The sequence below is a fragment of the Rhizobium sp. RCC_161_2 genome, assembly GCF_041355235.1.
In the GTDB taxonomy this organism is placed as follows: Bacteria; Pseudomonadota; Alphaproteobacteria; order Rhizobiales; family Rhizobiaceae; genus Rhizobium.
Genome location: NZ_JBFUPL010000004.1, coordinates 460138 through 485664 on the forward strand (window position 1 = coordinate 460138; position 25527 = coordinate 485664).

Annotated in this window: 18 protein-coding genes and 3 tRNA genes; 20 read left to right on the plus strand and 1 reads right to left on the minus strand. The window is 60.4% G+C overall.

From position 1 onward, the window contains the following. Positions 1-19: 19 nt before the first annotated feature. The 5 genes from AB6803_RS13970 to AB6803_RS13990 all read left to right on the plus strand — a co-directional run bounded on the left by AB6803_RS13970 (position 20) and on the right by AB6803_RS13990 (position 12804). Positions 20-7489: a type I polyketide synthase gene (locus tag AB6803_RS13970; RefSeq protein ID WP_371109443.1), complete on the plus strand. Its 7470-nt coding sequence runs from the start codon at positions 20-22 to the stop codon at positions 7487-7489. Further along, positions 7486-8907: an aminotransferase class I/II-fold pyridoxal phosphate-dependent enzyme gene (locus AB6803_RS13975; protein ID WP_371109444.1), complete on the plus strand. Its 1422-nt coding sequence runs from the start codon at positions 7486-7488 to the stop codon at positions 8905-8907. The genes AB6803_RS13970 and AB6803_RS13975 overlap by 4 nt, the downstream gene beginning before the upstream one ends. Before the next feature lie 18 nt (positions 8908-8925). Next, complete coding sequence (locus AB6803_RS13980) at positions 8926-9780, plus strand: SDR family oxidoreductase (RefSeq protein ID WP_371109445.1); 855 nt, start codon at positions 8926-8928, stop codon at positions 9778-9780. 142 nt (positions 9781-9922) lie between these two features. After that, entirely contained in the window at positions 9923-11500 is a 1578-nt protein-coding gene (locus tag AB6803_RS13985) for an LTA synthase family protein (RefSeq protein ID WP_371109446.1), read from the plus strand. Continuing rightward, positions 11500-12804, plus strand: coding sequence for a capsule biosynthesis protein (locus AB6803_RS13990; RefSeq protein WP_371109447.1), 1305 nt, complete (start codon positions 11500-11502; stop codon positions 12802-12804). The genes AB6803_RS13985 and AB6803_RS13990 overlap by 1 nt, the downstream gene beginning before the upstream one ends. A 436-nt stretch (positions 12805-13240) precedes the next feature. Here the strand turns inward: AB6803_RS13990 and AB6803_RS13995 are convergent. After that, positions 13241-13316, minus strand: a tRNA-Val gene (locus AB6803_RS13995). A 393-nt stretch (positions 13317-13709) separates the two neighbouring features. On the opposite strand from AB6803_RS13995, the gene AB6803_RS14000 reads away from it, so the two are divergent. The 15 genes from AB6803_RS14000 to nuoK all read left to right on the plus strand — a co-directional run bounded on the left by AB6803_RS14000 (position 13710) and on the right by nuoK (position 25524). Continuing rightward, positions 13710-13786 (plus strand) — tRNA-Asp (locus AB6803_RS14000). 51 nt (positions 13787-13837) lie between these two features. Then, positions 13838-13914 (plus strand) — tRNA-Asp (locus AB6803_RS14005). A gap of 145 nt (positions 13915-14059) precedes the next feature. Continuing rightward, positions 14060-14539, plus strand: a complete 480-nt coding sequence (locus AB6803_RS14010; RefSeq protein WP_371109448.1) for an NADH-quinone oxidoreductase subunit A — start codon at positions 14060-14062, stop codon at positions 14537-14539. Next, the gene (locus AB6803_RS14015; RefSeq protein WP_371109449.1) at positions 14530-15111 is read left to right on the plus strand and encodes an NADH-quinone oxidoreductase subunit B family protein; all 582 of its coding nucleotides are present in this window, start codon (positions 14530-14532) and stop codon (positions 15109-15111) included. Before AB6803_RS14010 ends, AB6803_RS14015 begins: the two co-directional genes overlap by 10 nt. An 18-nt stretch (positions 15112-15129) precedes the next feature. After that, positions 15130-15732, plus strand: coding sequence for an NADH-quinone oxidoreductase subunit C (locus AB6803_RS14020; RefSeq protein ID WP_371109450.1), 603 nt, complete (start codon positions 15130-15132; stop codon positions 15730-15732). A 68-nt stretch (positions 15733-15800) separates the two neighbouring features. Beyond that, a complete protein-coding gene (locus tag AB6803_RS14025; RefSeq protein ID WP_007689950.1) occupies positions 15801-16991 on the plus strand; it encodes an NADH-quinone oxidoreductase subunit D in 1191 nt (396 codons plus the stop codon). Then, positions 16991-17308 (plus strand): hypothetical protein, encoded by a 318-nt coding sequence (locus AB6803_RS14030; RefSeq protein ID WP_371109451.1) that lies wholly within the window; start codon positions 16991-16993, stop codon positions 17306-17308. The genes AB6803_RS14025 and AB6803_RS14030 overlap by 1 nt, the downstream gene beginning before the upstream one ends. 15 nt (positions 17309-17323) lie before the next feature. Continuing rightward, complete coding sequence (locus AB6803_RS14035; RefSeq protein WP_371109452.1) at positions 17324-18481, plus strand: NADH-quinone oxidoreductase subunit E; 1158 nt, start codon at positions 17324-17326, stop codon at positions 18479-18481. Positions 18482-18491: 10 nt separating this feature from the next. Continuing rightward, complete coding sequence (gene nuoF / locus AB6803_RS14040; protein ID WP_007689953.1) at positions 18492-19796, plus strand: NADH-quinone oxidoreductase subunit NuoF; 1305 nt, start codon at positions 18492-18494, stop codon at positions 19794-19796. An 8-nt stretch (positions 19797-19804) separates the two neighbouring features. Beyond that, complete coding sequence (locus tag AB6803_RS14045; RefSeq protein ID WP_371109453.1) at positions 19805-20506, plus strand: 5' DNA nuclease; 702 nt, start codon at positions 19805-19807, stop codon at positions 20504-20506. A gap of 241 nt (positions 20507-20747) precedes the next feature. Continuing rightward, positions 20748-22829 carry an NADH-quinone oxidoreductase subunit NuoG gene (nuoG, locus tag AB6803_RS14050; RefSeq protein WP_371109454.1) on the plus strand — a complete coding sequence of 694 codons (2082 nt, stop codon included), beginning with the start codon at positions 20748-20750 and terminating at the stop codon, positions 22827-22829. A 12-nt stretch (positions 22830-22841) separates the two neighbouring features. After that, complete coding sequence (nuoH, locus tag AB6803_RS14055) at positions 22842-23885, plus strand: NADH-quinone oxidoreductase subunit NuoH (RefSeq protein WP_007689956.1); 1044 nt, start codon at positions 22842-22844, stop codon at positions 23883-23885. Positions 23886-23925: 40 nt separating this feature from the next. After that, positions 23926-24417 (plus strand): NADH-quinone oxidoreductase subunit NuoI, encoded by a 492-nt coding sequence (gene nuoI, locus AB6803_RS14060; RefSeq protein WP_007689957.1) that lies wholly within the window; start codon positions 23926-23928, stop codon positions 24415-24417. Positions 24418-24569: 152 nt separating this feature from the next. After that, positions 24570-25184 carry an NADH-quinone oxidoreductase subunit J gene (locus AB6803_RS14065; protein WP_034518728.1) on the plus strand — a complete coding sequence of 205 codons (615 nt, stop codon included), beginning with the start codon at positions 24570-24572 and terminating at the stop codon, positions 25182-25184. Positions 25185-25215: 31 nt separating this feature from the next. After that, positions 25216-25524, plus strand: a complete 309-nt coding sequence (gene nuoK / locus AB6803_RS14070) for an NADH-quinone oxidoreductase subunit NuoK (protein ID WP_007689961.1) — start codon at positions 25216-25218, stop codon at positions 25522-25524. Positions 25525-25527: the final 3 nt, after the last annotated feature.

Below are 25527 nucleotides of genomic sequence, written 5' to 3' on the forward strand. Positions count from 1 at the left end.
AAAATAACGCCGAGAGATCATGACGATTGAAATTATCGGACGGGCGAGTATCGCCCCGGGGGCGGGTTCGATTGAAGAGCTGCAGCTCGTTCTCAAGGAAGGGCGTTGCACTGTTGGCCGCATTCCCGACGAACGCTGGGATCTCGCCCGCTTCTGGCATCCGGTCGTCGGTACCCAGGGAAAAACCTACAGCTACGCCGCCGGCGTCATGGCGGACATCTATTCTTTCGATCCGGCAGTCTTCGGTCTCTCGCAACGCGAGGCAATGCAGATGGATCCGCAGCAGCGCATCCTTCTGAACCTCGTCTGGCGGGATTTGGAAGATGCGAACTTGCCTGTCGACGGCTTCGATGGCGAGAGGGTCGGCGTCTATGTCGGTGCATCGTCACTTGATCATGGCAATCTGACCGCTGAGGACCCGGCAGCCGGTAGCCCATATTTCATGACCGGCAACACGCTTTCGATCGTTGCCAACCGTATTTCACATATTTTCGGCCTGCGGGGGCCGAGCATGACGATCGACACGGCCTGTTCCTCATCGCTTGTGGCGCTTGATCAAGCCGTGAGGGCGCTGGAATGCGGTGATATCGACACCGCGATCGTCGGTGGCGTCAATCTTCTGCTCCATCCGCTGTCCTTCGTCGGCTTTTCGCAGGCGCGCATGCTGTCGCCGGAAGGTCTTTGCCGAGCCTATGACGACAATGGCCGTGGTTACGTCCGCGCGGAAGGTGGGGCGGCCATCATTCTGCGCAGGACCGATCGCGCGCTCCGCGAAAAGGATCGCAGCTATGCCCGCATCCATGCGGTCGGGGTCAATTCTTCCGGTCGCACCAATGGCATCTCGCTGCCATCTAGGGATGCGCAGGCCGCTCTTCTGCGTTCGATCTACGAAGGGCAGAATATCGACGTCAACCGCATCGCCTTCATCGAAGGTCATGGCACAGGCACCAAGGTCGGTGACCCCGCCGAAGTCTGGGCGATCGGCGAGGTTATTGGCCGGAACCGGCGGGCGCCGGTGCCGGTCGGCTCGATCAAGTCCAATATCGGCCATACCGAACCTGCTTCCGGCCTCTTTGGCCTGCTGAAGGCAATGATAGCGCTGGAGAACAATTTTCTGCCGGCGTCGCTGCATTTCGACCAGCCGAATGAGAACATCGATTTCGAAGGATTGAACGTTCGGGTCAACACGTCGGCCATCGAGCTTCTTCCGGCAAAACGCCCACGCTTTGCCGGCATCAATTCTTTCGGCTTCGGCGGCACGAATGCCCATGTCGTCATCAGCGATCCCGATCCGGTTGCTCCTCCCGAGCCGCAGATGCGAGGCGACGGTGCGGTTTTCGTCGCGAGCGCACACACGGCTTCGGCGCTTTCGAGGTTGCTTGAGGACTATAAGAGTAGCCTGACGCGGGCGGAGCCCAAGGAGGCCCGGCAGATCGTCGCGTCCGCCGCGGCCAATCGTGAGCCCATGCGTCACCGTTTTGCGGCCAAAGCGAAGGACAGCGCGGCGGTGCTTGCGGCGATCGACGCGCATTTGTCGGGCGAGAGTTCGGTTGGTGAAACCGGGGAAGTGCCGGGCCAGGCCATCAAAATTGCCTTCGTCTTTTCCGGCAATGGATCGCAATGGGCAGGAATGGGCGTCGAGGCATATCAGGAAAATCGCCATTTCCGGCAATGTTTCCAGTCGTTCAGCGCTCTCTTCGAATATTATCTCGGCGAAAAGCTGACGGATATTCTGGTTGCCACCGATCTGAGCTTGCGGCTCGCGGATACCAAGATCGCACAGCCCCTGCTGTTTGCCGTTCAGGCCTCGCTGTCGGATTGCCTGGCGGCAGTCGGCGTGAAGCCCGATGTCGTCTTCGGCCATTCGGTCGGCGAAATTGCCGCCGCCTATGCTGCCAAGGCGCTGACGGCGGCCGAAGCGGTCGCAATCGTCGCCAAGCGCTCGCTGCATCAGGATCTTCTGGCCGGCGAAGGCAAGATGGCTGCTGTCGTTCTCAACGAGGACGCCGCGCTCGCCTTCGCCAAGTCGCATGGCCTGGACGATATCTGCATTGCGGCGATCAACGCGCCGAATTCGGTCACGATTTCCGGTCCCGTCCACGAGATCGAGGCGTTCAGGGATGCCGCTCGCAAGGCCCACATCGTCGCGCACGTGCTCGACATCAATTATCCCTTCCATCACCCGATCATCGACCGAGCGAAGGACGCTTTCCTGGCGGATCTGCCGGATGTCGCGCCGGATACCGGCACGGGTGCTTTTATTTCGACGGTGACCGGCGAGCTTCATGACGGGCGTCTGCTGGACACTCAATATTGGTGGCGCAACGTCCGCGACCCCGTGCTGTTTAAGGTTGCCTGTCAGGCGGCAATTGCGATGGGATGCAACCTGTTCATCGAGATCGCACCGCGTCCGATCCTGTCGAACTATGTGACGGAGATCGCCAAGCAGGCGTCCGTCCAGGCGGTTGCGATACCGACATTGCTGCGCGAGGCGCCGGTTTCCGGCCGCGATCCGGTTTCACAATCCTTTGCGCGCGCTGTCGCCCATGGTGCGCCGGCACTGCGTTCGCGCGGAAGTGCGACCCGCAACGCCTTCGTCAAGCTGCCGCCCTTGCCGTTCGAACCGGTCGAACTGCGCTCGCAGCCGACCACCGACGAGATCGACATTTTCGGCCGCGACGGCAAGAGCCCCTATACCTTGCTCGGCTGGCGCACGGATCCCAACAGCTCCAGCTGGAAGAACCATCTGGACGCACATCTTTTCGCCGACCTTGCCGAACACGTCGTTGACGGCAAGGCGATCCTGCCGGGAAGCGGTTTCATCGAGATCGCCGTCACCGCGATACAACAATATTACGAGACCGACGAGGTCGAGCTCGGCAATCTCGAAATCCTGCGGCCCCTGGAATTGCGCCATGACCGCATGGTGGAGCTGTCGACTATCCTGTCGCCGGAGACCGGCAACATCGAGATCCGCTCGCGTGAGCGGTTGAGCAATGACGACTGGACCGTCCACGCCGTTGCGCGCGGCCGCAAGCCGATCGGCCTCGGCGCGATCGAGCCGCTAGCCCAGCGTCGGTCCGAGGGCCGGAAGTCCGTCCTGACATCCGAAAAAACTTATGACATGGCGGAGCGTTTCGGGCTGCAATACGGCCCGCATTTCCGGCTTCTATCGAAGGCCGTTGCTTTCGGCCACGATGTCATTGAAGTGGATCTCAAGCGGGCTGCCGCTCCGAGCCACCCGTTTGCAACCTACAATGTCAATCCGATGTCGGTCGACGCGGCATTCCATGGTCTCGTCGCGCTATTCGAACAGCTGTCCGGCGACGAGGCCGGCGCGCCCTATATTCCTGTTCGCTTCGGTACCGTGCGGGTTTCGGGCAAGGGGAGGCCGGTTGCCAAAGCCGTCATAGAGATCGATCGGTTCAGCCGGAATTCGATCAAGGCCCGCTTCCGCATGTTCGATGCCGAGGGCGGTCAGATCGCTGCTTTCGACGATTGCCGCTTCCGCCGCACCTATCTGCGCCGGCACACGACGCTTGCCTCCGTCGCCTTCCACTATGAGACCGTGCCGTCGGCGATCTTCGGACGTCGGCCCGGTTCGGACATGGCGCTGCCGGATGCTTCTGTGCTGCAAGGCCCTGCGGGGACACATTCGTTCAACAATGCGACGCTGCTGCTCGATGCAGCGATTTATCGGGCATGTCACGAGATCGCGCTGGCGGTTGCGGGCAAGGGCGGGACAATTTCGTTTTCGAACCTTCCAGATGAGCCGGAGTTCCGGTCATTTCTGGTCAACTGCCTCTATATTCTGGAGGATGCCGGTATTGCCTCGGCAGGCGACGACGAGTGGCAAGTGCCGCTCGATTTCACCCTGCCGCCGGTCAATGAAGTCCTGCGAGAGCTTTATGGTGAGGATGCCGGCCGGGTTGCCGAGGCCGTTCTCGTCAACAATGCCTATCGCGAAGCGCTGGAGCGGCTCGCGGCGGTCCACAAGCACGTCCTCGGCCAGCCGCCGGTCAAGGCCGTCGTTCATACAGTCGGCGGAGCGACGCTGGAGCATGTGCTCGTTCACGCTCCGCTGAGCGGCAAGCGCCTTTCGATCATCGCCGAGACGCTGGCGGTATCCATGCAGGCCAATCCCGGCGCCGTCAGCCATATTCTGGAGGCGGGTTCGACATCCGCGGCCTTCAGCCGTCGTCTGGCGGCGATTGCCGCGAAGGCCGGAGCCTCCCTGATCATCGCCGAGCCGCGAGAGCAGGTGCGTCGCGCGCTTGAGATCGCCTTCGAGCGGGATGCGCATGTCATCGTCACAGAGCCTGCCAAGCTTGCGGATCAGCCGCTCGCCGACATCATTGTCGCGTCAGGCGATCAGAGCCAGCATCTTCTGTCCCGCGACGAAGGGTTGAAAGCCGCCATCCGCGCCGCAGCCGCATGCGGTTCGCAGCTTTTGTTCGCTGATCGTGCTCCGAGCGCCTTCAACGATTTTGCTTTCGGTCTGTCGGAAGGATGGTTTGCCGGCAGCCAGTCGCCGGAATTCCCGGTCGGCCAGCTCGGCACGCCGCAACAGGTCGAGGACATCTTCGCAGCACTTGGTTTCGCCAAGCCGCAAGTTGAAGAGACAGTTCTCCCGGAGGGTGTGCTGATCACGGCAATGGCCGTGTCCGAACGCGAAACAGCCGATGCTGGCCTTTTGTCAGATGCCGACACGTCGCTCTTGGTTTTGTCCGAGCGTGGGCAGCACCCTATTGGGGTTATCAAGGGGCAGGCCACCACAATCGACTTGGGAACAACGACTCGGAATCTTGGCGATGTCGTAACATCGCTCGACTATGAGCCACGTCGCATTCTCTATGTTGCTGAAAGACTGGGCGATCATGATGCGTCCGACCTCTCGCTGAGGCGGTTGCGGATGTTCGCTGAGCTGGTAGATGCCTTGGCACGTCGTGCTAGTGGCGACAGGCAGCGCTTGGTGATCATCGCTCCGGGCGGCTCACCGCTGGCCAAAGAGCGGGTTGATAGCGCCAATGCTGGTCTTTGGGCCTTCGCGCGCGTGTTGCAGAACGAATATGACGTCTTTTATGTGCACCTTCTCGACGCCGAGTCGGATGACGAGCGGGCGACCGCGGCTGTGGAGAGCATCCTTGCCGCCAAGACCGACAATAGGGAATGGACGCTGGATCGGGCAACCGGCGAAATCCGCGAGGTTCGCGCGGCCGCTGGTCCCTTTGCCTTGACCGATATGAGCCGCCGCGACGTCTCGGCCGCCACGATCCGGCAGCATACGAGCGGCCGCCTCGATAGCGTCGTTTGGGAAGAAACGAACCCGCCCGTGCCGTCGGGTGGCGAAGTGATTGTCGCGGTCGAAGCCACCGGCCTCAATTTCCGCGATGTCATGTGGGCCATGGGTCTGCTTCCGGAAGAGGCGTTGGAGGACGGGTTTGCCGGCGCCACGATCGGTATGGAATTCGCCGGTCGCGTTTTGGCGACAGGATCCGCCGTCGGTGATATTCAGCCGGGCGACAAGGTCATGGGGATCGGCCCCGCTGCGTTTTCGACCCATGTCCGTGTGCGCCGCGATGGCGTCACCAAACTACCGGAGAAGATGGAGACGGTTGCCGCGGCCACGGTGCCCGTTGCCTTTCTGACTGCCTATTACGCAATGGTCGAGCTCGGGCGTATTCAGCCCGGCGAAACGATCCTGATCCACGGTGCGGCCGGCGGTGTCGGTCTCGCCGCGCTTCAGGTCGCCAAGCTCAAGGGCGCCAAGGTGATCGCCACTGCGGGCACCGTCGAGAAGCGCCGTTTCCTGGAGATGCTTGGTGCCGACCATGTGCTCGATTCCCGCTCGCTGGATTTCGTCGCGGGCGTTCGCCATTTCACGCGGGGCGAGGGCGTCGATCTCGTGCTGAACTCGCTGTTCTCCGAAGCGATGGAGCGGAGCATCGAACTAGTCAAGCCGTTCGGACGCTTCCTGGAATTGGGCAAGCGCGACTATTACTCCGACCGCAAGATCGGCCTGCGCCCCTTCCGCCGCAACATCAGCTATTTCGGCATCGATGCCGATCAGTTGCTGGTCAGCGCTCCGGCTCTCACGAAGCGGATATTTGCCGAGATCGGTGAGCTCTTTGCCGCCGGTAAGCTGACGCCGCTGCCCTATCGGGCCTTCGGCTACGACGAGATCGGCAGCGCTTTCCGGCTGATGCAGAATGCAGGCCATATCGGCAAGATCGTTGTCCGCCCGCCTGTTTTGGGTGTCGATCGCGTCTTGCCGGCGCCGGCGAAATCGTTGCGGCTCGACTCCGATGGTATTTTCCTTGTGGCCGGCGGCATCGGCGGCTTCGGTCTCGCCGCTGCCGATTGGCTATTCTCCAAAGGGGCACGCCGCATCGCGTTGTGCTCGCGCCGTGGCGTGGCCGACGAGGAGACGCTGAGAGCCGTTAGCGAATGGGAAAAGAAAGGCGCGATCGCAACGCTGCACGCCTGCGATATCACCGATGAGTTGGCCGTCGAATCCCTGCTCGGCTCGCTTCGCTCCGAAGGCGCCTTGAGGGGCGTTATCCATGCGGCAATGGTTCTGGACGATGCGCTGCTCGCCAACCTGACGCAGGAACGCAACAAGCCCGTTATTGATGTGAAGGTTCGTGGCGCTGACGTCCTCGATCGTTTGACCAGATACGATCGCCTCGATCTATTCCTGCTGTTTTCCTCGGCAACGACCATGCTCGGCAATCCGGGGCAGGCGAATTATGTTACCGCGAACGGCTATCTCGAAGGCTTGGCGCGCGCGCGCCGCGCCGCCGGGCTACCGGCGCTTGCCGTCGGCTTCGGTGCCATCGCGGACAAGGGATTTCTGGCCCGCAACGGCGAGGTCAACGAACTCCTGTCCAAGCGTATCGGCAAAGCCGCCTTGAAGGCACGCACTGCGCTTGAGCAGGTCGAGCGCTACATGCTTGCCGATACCGGCAAGGTCGAAGCCGCAGCCGTCATGATCGCGGAGATCGATTGGAGCGCTGCCCGTATGCTGCCGATTGCCGGTCGGTCGCTGTTCGAGCCGCTCATGCGCCACGCGGGCAACCACCAAACCCTGAATGACGGCGATACGATCGATCTCAGGGAACTGATCAAGGGCAAGTCCGAGGACGAGGCGCTGGCCGCTCTGCACACGCTCGTCGCTTCGGAGATCGCCGCGATCCTGCGCGTGACGGAAGATACGATCACACCTGACAAGGTGTTGAAGGATATCGGCCTCGACAGTCTGATGGCGATGGAGCTTGGTATGAGCTTCCAGCAGAAGACTGGCTTCGACATTCCCTTAAGCGGTGTCGGGGAGGGGACAACGGTCAGCGACGTGGTCAGCCGCCTGTGCGATCGTGTCATGAACCGGAGTGGCGAGGAGGCCGCGAGTTCGGCGGCGGGCGAGGATCAGGTGGTCAGCCGCCTGGTGCAGAGCCATTCCCTGCAACAGAAAAAGGCCGCGCAGTCATGACGCAGGATGCCAATGACGATACTCCCGCCGGCGACCGGAAGAGCAGCCTGCTGGAGCAGATGCGCCGCGTCGGTGAAGCTTCGGGACGCAATCGGGCCGAACGGTTGAACAAGCAGGCGCAGCAGCCGGTGCGCCAGGCGACGCGCTTTGAGGATTTGCCGGAATACAAGCGCGTGATGACGCAGAAGATTGCCGGCGAGATGGCGGGCATCACCAATCCCTTCTATCGCTCGCATGATGTTGCCGCCGGCGCGACGACGCGAATGGGCGGACGTGACTTCATCAACTTCGCCTCCTACGACTATCTGGGCACCAATACGGACCCGGTGGTGACGGCCAGCGCCAAGGAGGCCATCGACCGCTTTGGCATTTCCGCCTCCGCCAGCCGGCTTGTCGCTGGAGAGCGGCCGGTCCATGTGGAGCTGGAGCAGCGGCTTGCCAAGCTCTATGGCGTCGGTGACGCCGTCTGCTTCGTCAGCGGTTACCTGACCAATGTCGCCGCGATCGGCTGCTTGATGGGCCCGCAGGATCTCGTCATCCATGACGAGTTCATCCACAATAGTGTGCTTGCTGGCATCAAGCTTTCCGGCGCAGCGCGTCGTCTGTTCAAGCACAATGATACCGAGAATCTAGAAAGCATCCTGAAGACGCTGTCGTCAGATTTCCGCCGCATCCTGGTGATCGTCGAAGGTGTCTATTCCATGGACGGCGACATCGCCGATCTCCCGGCATTGCTGGAGCTGAAGGCGCGCTACGGCTTCTGGCTGATGGTGGACGAGGCGCATGCGCTCGGCATCCTGGGCACGAGTGGTCGCGGCACTTTCGAGCATTTCGGGGTCGATCCGCGCGACGTCGACATCTGGATGGGAACGCTTTCGAAGACGACGTCGAGCTGTGGCGGCTACATCGCCGGTAGCAGTGCGCTTGCCGATATCCTGAAGGCCGAGGCCGGCGGCTTCGTTTATAGCGTCGGCCTTGCTCCGGTTCTGGCGGCGGCGGCTATTGCGGGTCTGCAGATTCTGGAATCAGAGCCGGATAGGTCTGCGCGGCTCCGGCACAACGGCAATCTGTTCCTGGAATGTGCCACGCAGGCGGGCCTTGATACTGGCCTGAGCCTCGGTTTTTCGGTCGTGCCGGTTATCGTCGGCGATTCACTGCGCGCCGTGCAGCTTTCCAACGATCTGCTGAATGAGGGCATCAATGTGCTGCCCATCATTCATCCGGCGGTGCCCGAAGGCATGGCACGCCTGCGCTTCTTCATCACCTGCGATCATACAGAAGAGCAAATTCGCCATTCTGTCGCCGTAACTGCCCGAAAACTCAAAGATTTACAGGATCGGAATTTCGGCCTAGGGTCCATCGACATGGACAAGGTGATGCAGTTATTGCCGACGCGCCAGACCTCCGGCGCATCATAACGTCAAGGCGATCATTTCATGCATGTTATCGTCACCGGAGGCTCAAGCGGGATCGGTCTGGCGGTAGCCAAGCTCTATGCCGGCAGGGGGGATCGCGTTTCCCTTCTCGCCCGTCACTTAGGGCGTCTGGAACAGGCGCGCAACGAGCTTGCCGCCGTCTCGGGTACCGATCCTTCCCGCATCCAGATTGCTTCCGTCGATGTCGCATCCGCCAGTCAGACCTTGGAGGCTGTCGCGCTCTGCGAACGCGCCTTCGGTCCTTGCGACATCCTCGTCGCCTCGGCCGGAATTGTCGAGCCTTCAGCTTTCGACGCGATGTCGGCGTCGGTCTTTGACGAACAGATCGCGACGAACCTCCTCGGAACGGCGAACGTCGTGCGTGCGGTCTACAAGGGCATGAAGGCGCGCCGTGGTGGCAGGATCATGATGATCTCTTCTGGCGCCGCGCTGATCGGCATATACGGCTACACGGCCTATTGCGCCTCGAAGTCGGCTCTGGCCGGTTTTGCGGAAGCGCTGGGCGCCGAGGCGGGTGCTGCCGGAGTTCGCGTCTCTATCTGCTTTCCGCCGGATACGCTCACGCCGCAATACCGCCGCGAAATGTCGATGCGGCCCGCCGAGGCGGAGCTTCTGATGGGCACCGTGAAGCCCTGGAGCGCCGACGCAGTGGCGGCAAGGATCGTTCGGGGTCTCGACCGCGGCAAGGCTAAAATCCATTTCGGATTGTCATTGACCGCGCTCGCCTATTTCGGCCCGTTGATAAAACCGCCGCTGATGTGGTGGTTTTCCCGTAAAATGAGAAAAATAACTGGGCAAGGAGATGAGGTAAGTCTTGTCGATGCGGTCGATGGAGGCTTTGATCGCGGGAAGTGAGCACGGAGTTTGCTCAACCCGTGCGACAGTGCTGCGCGCTCGGTAAAGGCGCGCAAGAGACGAAAAAAATTGGAAGGGGGCCGCGTTCGTTCCGGTGTTAGGAAGAGCTGTGGTGGTTGGCGGATATTTGGACGATATAGTTTTGAAGCTTCATGATTTTCCAGCTCTTCTGACGGTTGCCTGCTTCGCGTTCTCCTGCGTCGTCATCTTCCTGACCGATCCCTTTGCGATGCCCGCTGCCATTAACAAGCAGAATCGTACCGAGAGAAGCTTGAGGCGGCGAGCCTTTGAATGGGCTGCAAAAATTCCCGTCATCGCTCTGGTCTATGCTGGTTTCTTCGCTATTTCCTGGCGCCCGCTTTATGGCGCGCAGGGCGCGATCAGCTTTTTCGTCATCTTCACCGGCATTTCGCGCGCAAAATTCCAGTTCATCCGCGAGCCCCTGGTTTTCTCCGACATCGCGCTGGTGGTCGATGTTTTCAAATACAAGGAAATTTTCTACGCGAGTTCCCTGAATGTCGTCTTCTGGATCATCGCGCTTTCCTATGTGTTCGGGGTCAGTGGTCTTTACATGTATTTCGAGCCGTCGATCCTGCCCAACAGCAACGGCTTCCTTTGGGTTCTCGTGATGCTGGCCGTCGCCTTCGGTCCTTGGCTTGCCTTGTTCAGCCGCATCGTCAGCGATCCGGTCTGTCGTTTCACGCAGAAGGTTCTGGGCAAGGTCGACGTCAAGAAGGACACGGTCAGGTTCGGCACGTTCGAATCCGTCGTCTTCCATTTCGTCATCTGGGTCGGCGTCAGGCGCGAGGCAATCGTCACGCAGCTGTCGGAACGCCTTATCTCCGTCCTCCACGAGCTTTGGGAGCATGGCGACGACGAGCCGCTGATCGTCGTCTGGCAGTCCGAATCCTTCATCGATCTCCGGCATTTCGGTGTGGAAAACGTCAAACTGCCCAATCTCGACCGGCTGCGGGAGCAGGCGGCGCAATGGGGGCGGATGACCAGCGTTTTTGAGGGCGGCTATACGCTACGCACCGAATTTGCCGTTTTGAGCGGCCTGCTGCCGGAAAACGTTCATATCGACGCGAGCTATCCCTATCTGCGCGCCAGCCACTACAAGGATGTCGTCTGGCCGGCGCGGCTGAAGAAAGTCGGCTGGAAGACACAGTTCATCCATCCCTATGACAAGACTTTCTTCCTGCGTCACAAGGCCATGCCGCAACTCGGCTTCGACCGGATGATGATGCTGGACGAATTCGATCACAGACCCGATCGTGATGGACCCTATGTCAGCGATCTGGCGCTGACGAAGAGCGTGATTCGCGCAATCGACGAGGACGGAGCGGCGAAGAATTTCGTCTTCGTCGCCTCCATGGCGAATCATGGTCCCTGGGAGCCCGGCCGCTGCGGCGATCTGACGGATCCTGTGGATATTTATAGCGAATTGCTGATGCGCGCCGATCATGCGCTCGGCAATCTCGCCCATCATCTCGACAGGCTCGATCGCCCAGTCTGGCTGCTCTTCTACGGCGATCATGCGCCGCTGCTGAAGGCTTTCGCCGATCCTTTCCCGGATCCGCGCACGGACTACATCATCGTTCCGCTTGGACGCGCCAGGGCACATTCGCAAAAGCCGATGCCGCCACAGGAAGAAGCGCCCTGGAACCTCATCGGCACCTTGCTGCGCTACGCCGGCCTCAGCACCGAGGTCACGGAGTGATGGCAAGCGGGCAGGGGGCTGGCGGGCAGGAGACTGCGGCGCGCGTCTTTCTCTTCCTGCAAGGGCCGTCATCGCCGCTTTTCGTCGAAATAGCCAAGGGGTTGGAGGCCGCGGGCTGCCGCTGCATCCGCATCAACCTCAATCCCGGTGACTGGATGTTCTGGCATCGCCGCGGCACCTTCAATTTTCGCGGCGGTTTCAGAGGCTGGCGCGATTATGTCCGCCACCGAATCGAGGAGGACAAGGTCACGGACGTGATTCTTCTTGGCGAGGAGCGTCCCTATCATCGGGTGGCGATCGAAGAGGCGCGGCGGCGGGGCGCAGAGATCAATATCGTCGAGATGGGATATCTGCGTCCGGATTGGGTGACGCTTGAGCGTGACGGAATGTCGTCCAATTCGCGCTTTCCCGTCGATCCGCAGCATATCCTGCAAGCAGCGGATGGGCTGCCCGAGCCGGACTGGACGCGTCGCTTCAGCCACAGCTTCCTTGCCGAGGCGGTCTACGATCTTCTCTACAATCTCCCGAATGCCTTCCTGTGGTTTCTTTATCCCAACTACCAGCGCCATGCGCTCTACCATCCGCTGGTGGAATACGCGGGCTGGCTTCGCCGCCTGCCGTCGGGCGGCAGGCGCGCGCGGGAGGCAGACGTGACGATCGAAGGCCTGGTTGCCGACGGGACGCGATTCTTCGTCTATCCCTTGCAGCTTCAGACGGATTACCAGCTGCGCTCGCATTCTCCCTTCCACCAGCAGCAGGATGCCATAAGGCAGATCATACGATCCTTCGCCGGTCATGCGGCCCCGGACTCACATCTGGTGGTCAAGCTTCATCCTCTCGATAATGGGCTGGTCGACTGGAAGCGCTATGTCGACGGCGCCGCCGCCGCCCATGCCGTTTCGTCGCGCGTCCACTTCATCGACGGCGGCAATCTCGAAAAGTTGATCGCAGCGAGCCGTGGCATGGTGACGGTCAATTCCACGGCAGCGCTTTCGGCCCTGCAGGCCGACAGGCCGGTAAAGACACTCGGAGCGGCCATCTACGATATCGAAGGTCTGACCGACCAGAAGCCATTGGATTTCTTCTGGGAAGCTCCCGCGGCGCCATCGGCCGATATTCGCGGCGCGTTTCTGAAATTGCTGGCCGCCTCCATCCAGGTGCGTGGGAATTTCTACTCCCATTCCGGCGCACGCGCCGCGGCGGTTACGATCGCGGAGCGGCTTCTAACCCGGACCGTCAACTTGCCAGGCGCCTATATCGACCCGCCACCACGGCAGAAGCCAGTGAAAATCGATATTTCCTAAGCGTCTATCGAGCCGAAAGCACGATCAGCTTCGGAAAAGCAGCACCGCTCACTCTCGCATATGTGAGTCGCCGATGGGGCTACCGACCCCAAAATTGACATAACGGCACCTTACATAAGGAATCATAGTAAACTTAACGCGTCGATTCGACGTTAAGACAAGAGCGAATATGCGGTTTGCCGGGAGCAAACGTCATGGATGGCAGTAAGATGGAACGGTTTATGCTGAAGGAGCTGCTGGCGATCATCGCAGCTCTCGTGCTTGTTTCGGCAGTGCTTTTGACGATCGTCATCACGGGCAACTACTGAGCGGCACGCCTCGGCGGGCCCGGTTCCATTCGTGCGCAAGATATAGAGGGTGCTCTCTCCCCGAAGTGAGAACGAGCGCTGAACAATTGCGAAGCGCGCGACTTTGCCTATTCATTTTTTTGAAAAAATGGTGGGCGATGAGAGACTCGAACTCCCGACATCCTCGGTGTAAACGAGGCGCTCTACCAACTGAGCTAATCGCCCTTCAGCGAAGCGGTGCAATTGCCCGCCGCGTTTCGGTGGCCGTGATCTATGCGGAACGACGAAAAACCGCAAGAGTGTTTGTGAAGATTTTTTGATTTTTTTGTTCGCGCCGTCTCGGCGCAGGTTATCAACAATATGTGCTTTCTCGAAAGCAGGCCGGGGGAGGGCGGGGCGTATCAGCCGTTTTAGAAATGCGTGGGGCGCGAACCTGCCATGCTAAATCGATGGAACCGAAACGCGCCGGCGTCGCTTCTGAAAACAATTCGCAATCTGTCATGGATTTGTATTCAAACCTGCTTGACACCCAAACACGAACCCCGTAGTTAGCCGCTCATCGAACGGCCAAGGCCGCTTTGATGGGTGCGAAAGCATCCGGAACGCTTTGAAATGAATGCGGGTGTAGCTCAGTTGGTTAGAGTGCCGGCCTGTCACGCCGGAGGTCGCGGGTTCGAGCCCCGTCACTCGCGCCATTTCAAAGAATGAATTCCGGGTTTTTGCCGGACCGTCAGGTCAAACAATGCGCGGGTGTAGCTCAGTCGGTTAGAGTGCCGGCCTGTCACGCCGGAGGTCGCGGGTTCGAGCCCCGTCACTCGCGCCATTTCGCTTCAAGTAACTACAATCAATCATCTATTTGCTGCGATTGCGAAAGGCCCTTTTCGCCTTTGCGCCGATTTGTCGCGATATCGTTGCAACACATTGATAAGTCCGCTTCGCTAGTGCTTGAAGCGAGATATTCAAAAGGCTTGCGCCCGCGCTCCGGCTGCGCTAACCACGGCTTTGTTGCAACGCTCTTTCGCTTGTTGGGCATTTGCTCAAAGGCGCCGCCCCGGCGCTCATGGCAGGCAGGGATGGACATGATGACTGGACTGCTCAGTTCCTATATTCCGATAGCGATTTTCATTGGTATTGCCGTAGTGATCGGCCTGGCGTTGTTGATCACGCCGTTTGCCGTCGCCTTCAAGGCGCCCGATTCGGAAAAGCTCTCGGCCTATGAGTGCGGCTTTAACGCATTCGATGACGCCCGTATGAAGTTCGATATCCGGTTCTACCTGGTGTCGATCCTCTTCATCATCTTTGACCTGGAAGTCGCCTTCCTCTTTCCCTGGGCCGTATCCTTCAGTGCGATCGGCTGGCTCGGGTTCTGGTCGATGATGGTGTTCCTCGCGGTGCTGACCATCGGCTTTATTTATGAATGGAAAAAGGGAGCCCTGGAATGGGAGTAGCCCAAAGCAACACGACGCTCGTTGGGCCGCAGCCGAAGGGGATCATCGATCCCGCGACAGGCAAGCCGGTTGGCAGCAATGATCCGTTCTTCGGCGAGATCAACAATGAACTCGCCGACAAGGGCTTTCTGGTCACCTCGACCGATGAGCTGATCAACTGGGCCCGTACCGGCTCGTTGATGTGGATGACCTTCGGGCTCGCATGCTGCGCCGTCGAAATGATGCAGGTTTCCATGCCGCGTTACGACGTCGAGCGCTTCGGTTTCGCGCCGCGTGCGTCGCCGCGCCAGTCGGACGTCATGATCGTCGCCGGCACGCTGACCAACAAGATGGCTCCGGCGCTGCGCAAGGTCTATGACCAGATGCCGGAACCGCGTTACGTCATCTCGATGGGCTCCTGCGCCAATGGCGGCGGCTACTATCACTATTCCTATTCGGTTGTGCGCGGCTGCGACCGCATCGTGCCGATCGATATCTACATACCGGGCTGTCCTCCCACAGCGGAGGCGCTGCTTTACGGCGTGCTTCTGCTGCAGAAGAAAATCCGGCGCACCGGCACGATAGAACGGTAAGGCAGGGGACAAGGTATTATGAGTGAAGCCCTGAACGAGCTCGCCACCTATCTCACGGAAGTTCGTGGCGCCCTGATTTCGTCCAGCGAGATCAAGTACGGCGAACTGAATGTGACGACGACGGCCGAAAACGTTATCGCACTGCTGACCTTCCTGCGTGATGATGCCAAGTGCGGCTTCGTCAACATGACGGATATTTGCGGCGTCGACTGGCCGCAGCGCCCTGACCGCTTCGATGTCGTCTATCATCTGCTGTCGCCGAAGAAGAATCTGCGCATCCGCGTCAAGGTTCCGGTCGCCGAAGATCAGCCTGTTCCGTCGGCCTGCGGCATCTATCCGGGTGCCGACTGGTTCGAGCGCGAAACCTGGGACATGTACGGTGTTCTCTTCACCGGCCATCCTGATCTGCGCCGTATCCTGACTGACTACGGTTTCGAAGGCCACCCGCTGCGCAAGGATTTCCCGACCACCGGCTTCGTTGAAGTTCGTTATGATGACGCTGCCAAGCGCGTCGTCTACGAGCCGGTCGAGCTGAAGCAGGAATTCCGCAACTTCGATTTCTTGTCTCCTTGGGAAGGCACGGACTACGTGCTGCCGGGCGATGAGAAAGCAAAGGCATAATTTGATGGTGTGTGGCGGGCTTTCAGCCTGCCATTCTCTAGAATACCTGAAAACGCGAGCCCGTCGCCATGACAGAACATAACGTCCGCAACTTCAACATTAATTTCGGTCCGCAGCATCCGGCTGCGCACGGCGTTTTGCGTCTTGTCCTCGAGTTGGACGGCGAAATTGTGGAACGCGTCGATCCGCATATCGGCCTGCTGCATCGCGGCACGGAAAAGCTGATCGAAACGAAGACCTATTTGCAAGCCGTTCCTTACTTCGATCGCCTCGACTACGTGGCGCCGATGAACCAGGAACATGCCTATGCGCTGTCCGTTGAAAAGCTGCTCGGTATCGAAATTCCGATCCGTGGTCAGCTGATCCGCGTGCTCTACTCGGAAATCGGCCGTATCCTTTCGCATCTCTTGAACGTTACGACGCAGGCGATGGACGTCGGCGCGCTGACGCCGCCACTCTGGGGCTTCGAAGAGCGCGAAAAGCTGATGGTGTTCTACGAGCGCGCCTCGGGTTCGCGCATGCACGCTGCCTACATTCGTCCGGGCGGCGTTCACCAGGATCTGCCTGAAAAACTGGTTCAGGATATCGGCGATTGGTGCGATCCCTTCCTGAAGGCGCTCGACGATATCGACGACCTTCTGACCGGAAACCGCATTTTCAAGCAGCGCAACGTCGACATCGGCGTCGTCTCGCTGGAAGACTGTTGGGCCTGGGGCTTCTCGGGCGTCATGGTCCGCGGCTCCGGCGCCGCCTGGGACCTGCGCCGCTCGCAGCCCTATGAGTGCTACTCGGATCTGGAATTCGACATTCCGATCGGCAAGAACGGCGACTGCTACGACCGCTATCTGATCCGCATGATCGAGATGCGCGAATCCGTTCGCATCATGAAGCAGTGCGTCAACCGTCTGCTCGGCGATGCCAAGACCGGTCCGGTCTCCTCGCTGGACGGTAAGGTCGTGCCGCCGAAGCGTGGCGAGATGAAGCGTTCGATGGAAGCGCTGATCCACCACTTCAAGCTCTACACCGAAGGTTATCACGTCCCGGCCGGCGAGGTTTATTGCGCCGTCGAAGCGCCGAAGGGCGAGTTCGGCGTCTATCTCGTCTCCGACGGCTCGAACAAGCCATATCGCTGCAAGATCCGCGCCCCGGGCTATGCGCATCTGCAGGCCATGGATTTCATGTGCCGCGGCCATCAGCTTGCCGACGTCGCGGCCGTGCTCGGTTCGCTCGACATCGTGTTCGGTGAGGTGGATCGCTGATGCAGCAATGGCTGGTCATCGCTGCTGCGTTGCTTGTTGCTTCGGGCGCTTCCGCCCAGCAAGTCGGCAAGACGCAGACGTTGCCCAGCATCTCTCTGCAAGGTTCGAATGCGAAAAGCCCGAATGTTGCGAAGGGTGGGGATGGAGTCTCACCGGGCACGGAATCGACCATGGCCGATCTCGTGTCACGCGGTTATGAAATCAAGGCCGCTGTGCCGAACGGCGGAAAGTTTGTTGTGTTTATGCAAAAAGACCAGTCGGCCTATGCCTGCGAATTCTTGTCCCTGACAGATACGCGGTGTGGGTCCATAAACTGAGATAAGGCGTGAAAGATGTCCGTTCGTCGACTAGCCGAAGATCAATTCCAGCCAGCAGCCTTCGCCTTCAACAAGGAGAATGCGGTTTGGGCGGAAAAGACGATCAAGAAATACCCAGAGGGTCGCCAGCAATCCGCGATCATCCCGCTGATGATGCGCGCGCAGGAGCAGGAAGGCTGGGTCACCAGGGCGGCTATCGAGACGATCGCCGACATGCTGGACATGGCCCACATCCGTGCGCTTGAAGTCGCGACCTTCTACACGCAGTTCCAGCTGAACCCGGTCGGCACAAAGGCGCATATCCAGGTTTGCGGCACGACGCCCTGCATGCTGCGCGGCGCTGAAGGGCTGGTGAAGGTCTGCAAGAGCAAGATCAATAGCCACGCCTTCGAACGCAATGCCGATGGCACGCTCTCCTGGGAAGAGGTCGAATGTCAGGGCGCCTGCGTCAATGCACCGATGGTCGTGATCGGCAAGGATACCTATGAGGATCTGACGCCTGAACGTCTCGAAGAGATCATCGATGCATTCTCCGCAGGCGAGGGCAGCAAAGTTCCGACCGGTCCGCAGATCGACCGCGTCTTCTCCGCGCCGGAAGGTGGCCTGACGTCGTTGACGACAGAGGCTCCGAAAGCAAAGAGCGCGAGCAGCAAGGCTGCGAGCAGCACTTCGGGCAAGGTCGACGCGGCTCCGGTTCCTCCGTCGGAAGCGGCTCGCCCAAAGAGCACCGACGCTGAAACCAACGCAGCGCTGAAGACACCGGCGACCGCGCCGGCCGCTGCCGCCAAGAATGCCAAGGCAGCCGAGGCGCAGCCGCTTTCCGAGACTACCGCCGCCGAGCCCGTCAAGGCGCTGGCCAGCAAGACCGAAAGCACACAGAAGCCGGCATTGACCGACAAGAACCGTCCCGCCGGCATCGAAAAGCCCGCGACCCCGGATGACCTGAAGCTGATTTCCGGCGTTGGCCCTAAGATCGAGGCCATCCTGCACGAATTGGGCATTTTCACCTTCGCGCAGGTCGCAAGCTGGAAGAAGGCCGAACGCGAATGGGTCGACGGCTATCTGAATTTCAAGGGCCGGATCGAGCGTGACGACTGGATCAAGCAGGCCAAGGCACTCGCTAAGGGTGGCGAAGCGGAATATATCAAGGTCTTCGGCAAGAAGCCGCGGTAAGAGGTGAAGCATGTTACAAGATCAAGATCGCATCTTTACCAATATCTACGGCCACAAGGACAAGTCCCTGAAGGGCGCAATGTCGCGCGGCCATTGGGACGGTACCAAGCAGATCCTCGAAAAGGGTCGTGACTGGATCATCAACGAGATGAAGGCGTCCGGCCTTCGCGGGCGTGGCGGCGCAGGCTTCCCGACCGGCCTCAAGTGGTCCTTCATGCCGAAGGAAAACGACGGCCGTCCGCACTACCTCGTCGTCAATGCCGACGAGTCGGAGCCTGGCACCTGCAAGGACCGCGACATCATGCGCCACGATCCGCATACGCTGATCGAAGGCTGTGTCATCGCCGGTTTCGCCATGGGCGCCAACACCGCCTATATCTACGTTCGCGGCGAATATATGCGTGAGCGTGAAGCGCTGCAGGCAGCGATCGACGAGTGCTACGATGCCGGGCTTCTCGGCAAAAACAATAAGTTGGGCTGGGATTATGATGTTTACGTTCATCATGGCGCCGGCGCTTACATCTGCGGCGAGGAAACTGCGCTGCTCGAAAGCCTGGAAGGCAAGAAGGGCCAGCCGCGCCTGAAGCCGCCATTCCCGGCCAATATGGGTCTCTACGGCTGCCCGACCACCGTCAACAACGTCGAGTCGATCGCCGTTGCCCCGACGATCCTGCGCCGCGGCGCCGGCTGGTTCTCCTCCTTCGGTCGCCCGAACAATGTCGGCACGAAGCTGTTCATGCTCTCCGGTCACGTCAACCGTCCTTGCACGGTCGAGGAAACCATGGGCATCACCTTCCGCGAGCTGGTCGACAAACATGCCGGCGGCATTCGCGGCGGCTGGGACAATCTGCTTGCCGTCATTCCCGGCGGCGCGTCGTGCCCGATCGTTCCGGCGGCTGACATCATCGATTGCCCGATGGATTTCGACGGCCTGCGCGAAGTCAAGTCATCCTTCGGTACGGCGGCGGCCATCGTCATGGACAAGTCCACCGACGTCATCAAGGCGATCGCCCGCATCTCGGCCTTCTTCAAACATGAAAGCTGCGGTCAGTGCACGCCGTGCCGTGAAGGCACTGGCTGGATGTGGCGCGTGCTTGAGCGTATGGCCAAGGGCAATGCGCAGAAGCGCGAGATCGACATGCTGTTCCAGGTGACGAAGCAGATCGAAGGTCATACCATCTGTGCGCTCGGTGACGCCGCCGCATGGCCGGTACAGGGCCTGATCCGCAACTTCCGCCCGGAAATCGAAAAGCGCATCGACCAGTACACGGCCAATGCGACGAGCCACGGCGCAGTGCTGGAAGCAGCCGAGTAAGGATGACGATGGCGAAGACCTCAGATACCAGGCAGGACAGCGGAGCGGCCGATGCATCGGCTGATCTCGGCCGTATTGCCGCGGATATGCTGCGGAACGCGCCGGTCATGCCGATCCATCCGTTGATGGCGCATCCCGCGGCGGCGTTCGCCGCAGCTGCCGCCATCGGCTTCGGTTTCACGTCGCAGATCGCCGGTGCGTTCTTCGGCGCGCTGCAGGGCGCGGTCGAAGCGACGAACAGGCAAGCTGTTGCGCCGGATGAAGAAAAGCCGGTGGCGAAGAAGGATGGGGCAGGGGAGGCGAAGCCGGTCAAGGTGTCGCCTGCTGCCAAGCCCACCATTGCAAAGCAGGCAGCGGTGAAGAAGGTCGAGCCGAAGCAGGTCGCAGTGAAAGCTGCGCCAGCAAAGGTGCCGGCCAAAGCCAAAGCCAAGATTGCCGCTGAGGCGCCGGTTGCGGCAAAGCCAGCGGCGGCTCCGGTACGCAGCCGCAAGGCTGCCGTGAAGACGGATGACCTGAAGCGGATTTCGGGCATTGGTCCGAAGCTGGAGCAGGTTCTGAACGGACGCGGCATTCTGCGGATTGCCGATATCGCCGCCTGGAGCGACGCGGATATCGATCGGATCGACGCGGAGCTTGGTTTCGATGGCCGTATCCGCCGTGACGATTGGGTCGGCCAGGCAAAGGCGCTCCAGCCGAAAGGCCGGGCTTGAGAGTTTTCCACGGCTGATCCAGCCTTGGAGCGAGAATGAGCGGTGGACATGGTGCGAGCACGGCTCGTGATAGTGTCGCCGGAATGCGGATCTTGTGGGGGACAAGGTTCGGCAAAGGTGATTGTGAGCAAGACTGGTGCCACGCGGCTCAAATGCCGTGCCGGTGGCGAGTAGGTGTTGCGGTCATGAAATTGTCTGTGGCCAGGTTCGGCGGCAGACGTGACATAGGACTGAGTGGACGATGGCAAAACTGAAGATTGACGGCAAAGAGATCGAAGTCCCGGATCACTACACGCTTATCCAGGCGTGCGAGGAAGCCGGCGCCGAAGTCCCGCGCTTCTGCTTCCATGAACGACTGTCGGTGGCCGGCAATTGCCGCATGTGCCTCGTCGAAGTGAAGGGTGGCCCGCCGAAGCCGCAGGCATCCTGCGCCATGGGCGTGCGCGATATCCGCGGCGGCCCGAACGGCGAGCTTCCGGAAGTCTTCACCAACACGCCGATGGTCAAGAAGGCCCGCGAAGGCGTGATGGAATTCCTGCTGATCAACCATCCGCTGGATTGCCCGATCTGCGACCAGGGCGGCGAATGCGACCTGCAGGACCAGGCCATGGCCTTCGGCATCGATAGTTCGCGCTATCAGGAAGACAAGCGCGCCGTCGAAGACAAGTATATCGGCCCGCTCGTCAAGACCGTGATGAACCGCTGCATCCACTGCACGCGCTGCGTCCGCTTCACGACAGAAGTCGCCGGCATCTCCGAACTCGGCCTGATCGGCCGTGGCGAAGACGCCGAAATCACCACCTATCTCGAGCAGGCGATGACCTCCGAGCTCCAGGGCAACGTTGTCGACCTTTGCCCGGTCGGCGCGCTGACCTCGAAGCCCTTCGCCTTCACGGCCCGTCCGTGGGAACTGAACAAGACCGAATCGGTCGACGTCATGGACGCACTCGGCTCGGCTATCCGCGTCGACACCCGCGGCCGTGAAGTCATGCGCGTGCTGCCGCGCGTCAACGAACAGATCAATGAAGAGTGGATCTCCGACAAGACCCGCTTCATCTGGGACGGTCTGAAGACGCAGCGCCTCGACAAGCCTTATGTCCGCAAGGACGGCCGCCTGCAGCCGGCGACCTGGGGCGATGCCTTCGCTGCCATCAAGTCCGCGGTCGCTGCTACGAGCGGCGACAAGATCGGCGCGATCGCCGGCGACCTCGCTTCCGTCGAGGAAATGTACGCTCTCTCCGAGCTGCTGAAATCGCTGGGATCGGAAAATCTCGACTGTCGCCAGGACGGGACGGCGCTTGATCCGTCGCTCGGCCGCGCAAGCTATATCTTCAATCCGAGCATCGAAGGCATCGAAGCCGCCGATGCGCTGCTGATCGTCGGCGCCAATCCGCGCGTCGAAGCAGCGGTGCTGAACTCGCGCATCCGCAAGCGCTGGCGCCGCGGCAAGTTCCCGATCGGTGTGATCGGCGAACATGCAGATCTGCGTTACACCTACGACTATCTCGGCGCCGGTCCGGAGACGCTTGCCGATCTCGTCAGCGGCTCGCACAGCTTCGCCGACGTTCTGAAGACCGCGCAGAAGCCGATGATCATCATCGGCCAGGGCGCGCTCATCCGCGAAGACGGCGCAAAGGTGCTGGCGAATGCGGCCAAGCTCGCAGCCGCTGTCGGCGCGGTCAAGGATGACTGGAACGGCTTTGCCGTGCTGCACACCGCAGCATCCCGCGTCGGCGGCCTCGATCTCGGCTTCGTGCCGGGCGCAAAGGGCGTCAACGCTCAGGCGATGCTCTCTTCGATGGACGTTCTCTTCCTGCTCGGCGCCGACGAACTCGACTTCAGCCGGAAGGGCGCGAAGTTCACCGTCTACATCGGCTCGCATGGCGATAACGGCGCGCACAATGCCGACGTCATCCTGCCGGCAGCCACCTACACGGAGAAGTCGGGCACCTGGGTCAACACCGAGGGCCGCGTTCAGGTCGGCAACCGTGCAGGCTTCGCCCCGGGCGACGCCCGCGAAGACTGGGCTGTCATCCGCGCTCTTTCCGACGTACTCGGCAAGAAGCTTCCCTTTGATTCGCTGAGAGAATTGCGCGTTAAGCTCTATGCCGCTTTCCCGCATTTCGCAGGCATCGACGAAATCGCCGAAGGCGATAGCGCTCAAATTGTCGCACTTGCGAAAAAAGCCGGCGCGATGGGCAAATCCGCGTTTGCTTCGCCGATCAAAGACTTCTATTTGACGAACCCGATAGCGCGTGCCTCGGCGGTTATGGCCGAGTGCTCCGCATTGGCCCGCAACAATTTCCAGGCTGCGGCAGAGTAAGGGCAGAGGACCATGGATTCATTCGTTTCGACCTATCTCTGGCCGGCGCTGATTATGATTGGTCAGTCCCTGCTGCTTCTGGTCTGCCTGCTGGTCTTCATCGCCTATATCCTTCTTGCCGACCGCAAGATCTGGGCGGCCGTTCAGCTGCGCCGCGGCCCGAACGTCGTCGGTCCCTTCGGCCTGTTCCAGTCCTTCGCCGACCTTTTGAAGTTCATGGTCAAGGAGCCGATCATTCCGGCCGGCGCCAACAAGGCAGTCTTCCTGCTGGCGCCGCTGGTTTCCGTGGTGCTGGCGCTCTCCACCTGGGCCGTTGTGCCGGTGGCGAACGGCTGGGTCATCGCCAACATCAATGTCGGCATTCTCTACATTCTGGCGATCTCGTCGCTCGAAGTGTACGGCATCATCATGGGCGGCTGGGCTTCGAACTCGAAGTATCCGTTCCTCGGCGCGCTGCGTTCGGCCGCGCAGATGGTGTCCTACGAAGTCTCGATCGGCCTCGTCATCGTCACCGTGCTGCTCTGCGTCGGTTCGCTCAACCTGACGGACATCGTCATGTCGCAGCAGACCGGCCTCGGCACCAAGCTCGGCCTGCCGGCCTCGTTCCTCGACTGGCACTGGCTGTCGCTGTTCCCGATGTTCATCGTGTTCTTCATTTCGGCTCTGGCTGAAACGAACCGTCCGCCCTTCGACCTTCCGGAAGCGGAATCGGAACTGGTTGCCGGCTTCATGGTCGAATACGGTTCCGCGCCGTACATGATGTTCATGCTCGGCGAATATGCCGCCGTCGTTCTGATGTGCTCGCTGACCACGATCCTTTTCCTCGGCGGCTGGTTGCCTCCGGTCGATATCTGGATCCTGAGCTGGGTTCCGGGCATCATCTGGTTCATGCTGAAGGCATGCTTCGTCTTCTTCATGTTCGCCATGGTCAAGGCTTTCGTGCCACGCTACCGCTACGACCAGCTCATGCGTCTCGGCTGGAAGGTATTCCTGCCGCTGTCGCTCGCCATGGTCGTCATTGTTGCATTCGTGCTGAAGCTGACGGGATGGGCATGATGATGTCGATCCTCGCTTCAAGCAGATTTGGAGGTTGAAGATGGCCGGATTTTCCAACGCCGTCAGCTCGGTGTTCCTAAAGGAATTCGTCGGCGCATTCTTTCTGTCGATGCGTTACTTCTTCAAACAGAAGGCGACGATCAATTATCCCTTCGAAAAGGGACCGGTCAGCCCGCGTTTCCGCGGTGAGCACGCCTTGCGCCGTTATCCGAACGGCGAAGAGCGCTGCATCGCCTGCAAGCTTTGCGAGGCGATCTGTCCTGCCCAGGCCATCACCATCGAAGCCGGGCCGCGCCGCAATGACGGCACCCGCCGCACGGTGCGTTACGACATCGACATGGTGAAGTGCATCTATTGCGGCTTCTGCCAGGAAGCCTGCCCGGTCGACGCCATCGTCGAAGGGCCGAACTTCGAATTCGCCACCGAAACCCGCGAAGAGCTTTATTTCGACAAGGCGCGGCTTTTGGAAAATGGCGACCGCTGGGAACGCGAAATCGCGCGCAACATCGCGATCGACTCGCCGTACCGTTAAGCGGAACTTTGAATATGCCGTGACGGGCGGCTGAGATAGTCGCCGTCGCGGTTGAATAGAGACCGGGGCTTTGTGCCGGACATGTGTCCGGCCAAGTCCCATCGGGCAGGGACACTCCCGGCTGCCCGGGGGAAGACGAAAAAGGCACCAACATGGGTCTGCAGGCTCTTTTTTTCTATATCTTCGCCTTTGTCGCGGTGGCGTCGGCGTTCATGGTTATCTCGGCGCGGAATCCGGTCCACTCGGTCCTGTTCCTCATCCTGGTCTTCTTTAATGCCGCTGGCCTCTTCCTCCTCCTGGGGGCGGAATTCCTGGCGATGATCCTGCTGGTCGTCTATGTCGGCGCGGTTGCAGTTCTCTTCCTCTTCGTCGTCATGATGCTCGACATCGACTTCTCGGAGCTGAGGGCTGGCATTCTGGAATATGCCCCGATCGGCGCGCTGATCGGCATCATCCTTGCCGCCGAACTGATCGTCGTCGTCGGTGGCAGCGTGATTTCGCCCGAGATCGCCAAGTCGGTCGCCATGCCGATCCCGGCTTTGACGGAGCGGACGAATACCGCCGCCCTCGGCGACGTGCTCTATACCAACTACGTTTATTTCTTCGAGATCGCCGGCCTTGTGCTGCTGGTCGCGATGATCGGCGCTATCGTTCTGACGCTGAGACATCGCACGCACATCAAGCGCCAGAATATTTCCCAACAGGTCGCCCGCACGCCCGCGACCGCCGTCGAGGTGGTCAAGGTCAAGCCGGGGCAGGGCGTCTGAGGCGAGGCACGAGGGTCAAAGGAACAAGAACATGGTTATCGGACTTTCCCACTACCTCACGGTCAGCGCCATCCTTTTCGTGCTCGGCGTCTTCGGTATCTTCCTGAACCGCAAGAACGTGATCATCATCCTGATGTCGGTCGAGCTTATCCTGCTCGCGGTCAACATCAACATGGTCGCCTTCTCGTCGTTCCTCAACGACATCGTCGGCCAGGTCTTCGCTCTGTTCATTCTGACCGTCGCTGCTGCGGAAGCGGCCATCGGTCTGGCAATTCTCGTCGTCTTCTACCGTAACCGCGGCTCCATCGCCGTCGAAGACGTCAACGTGATGAAGGGCTGATAC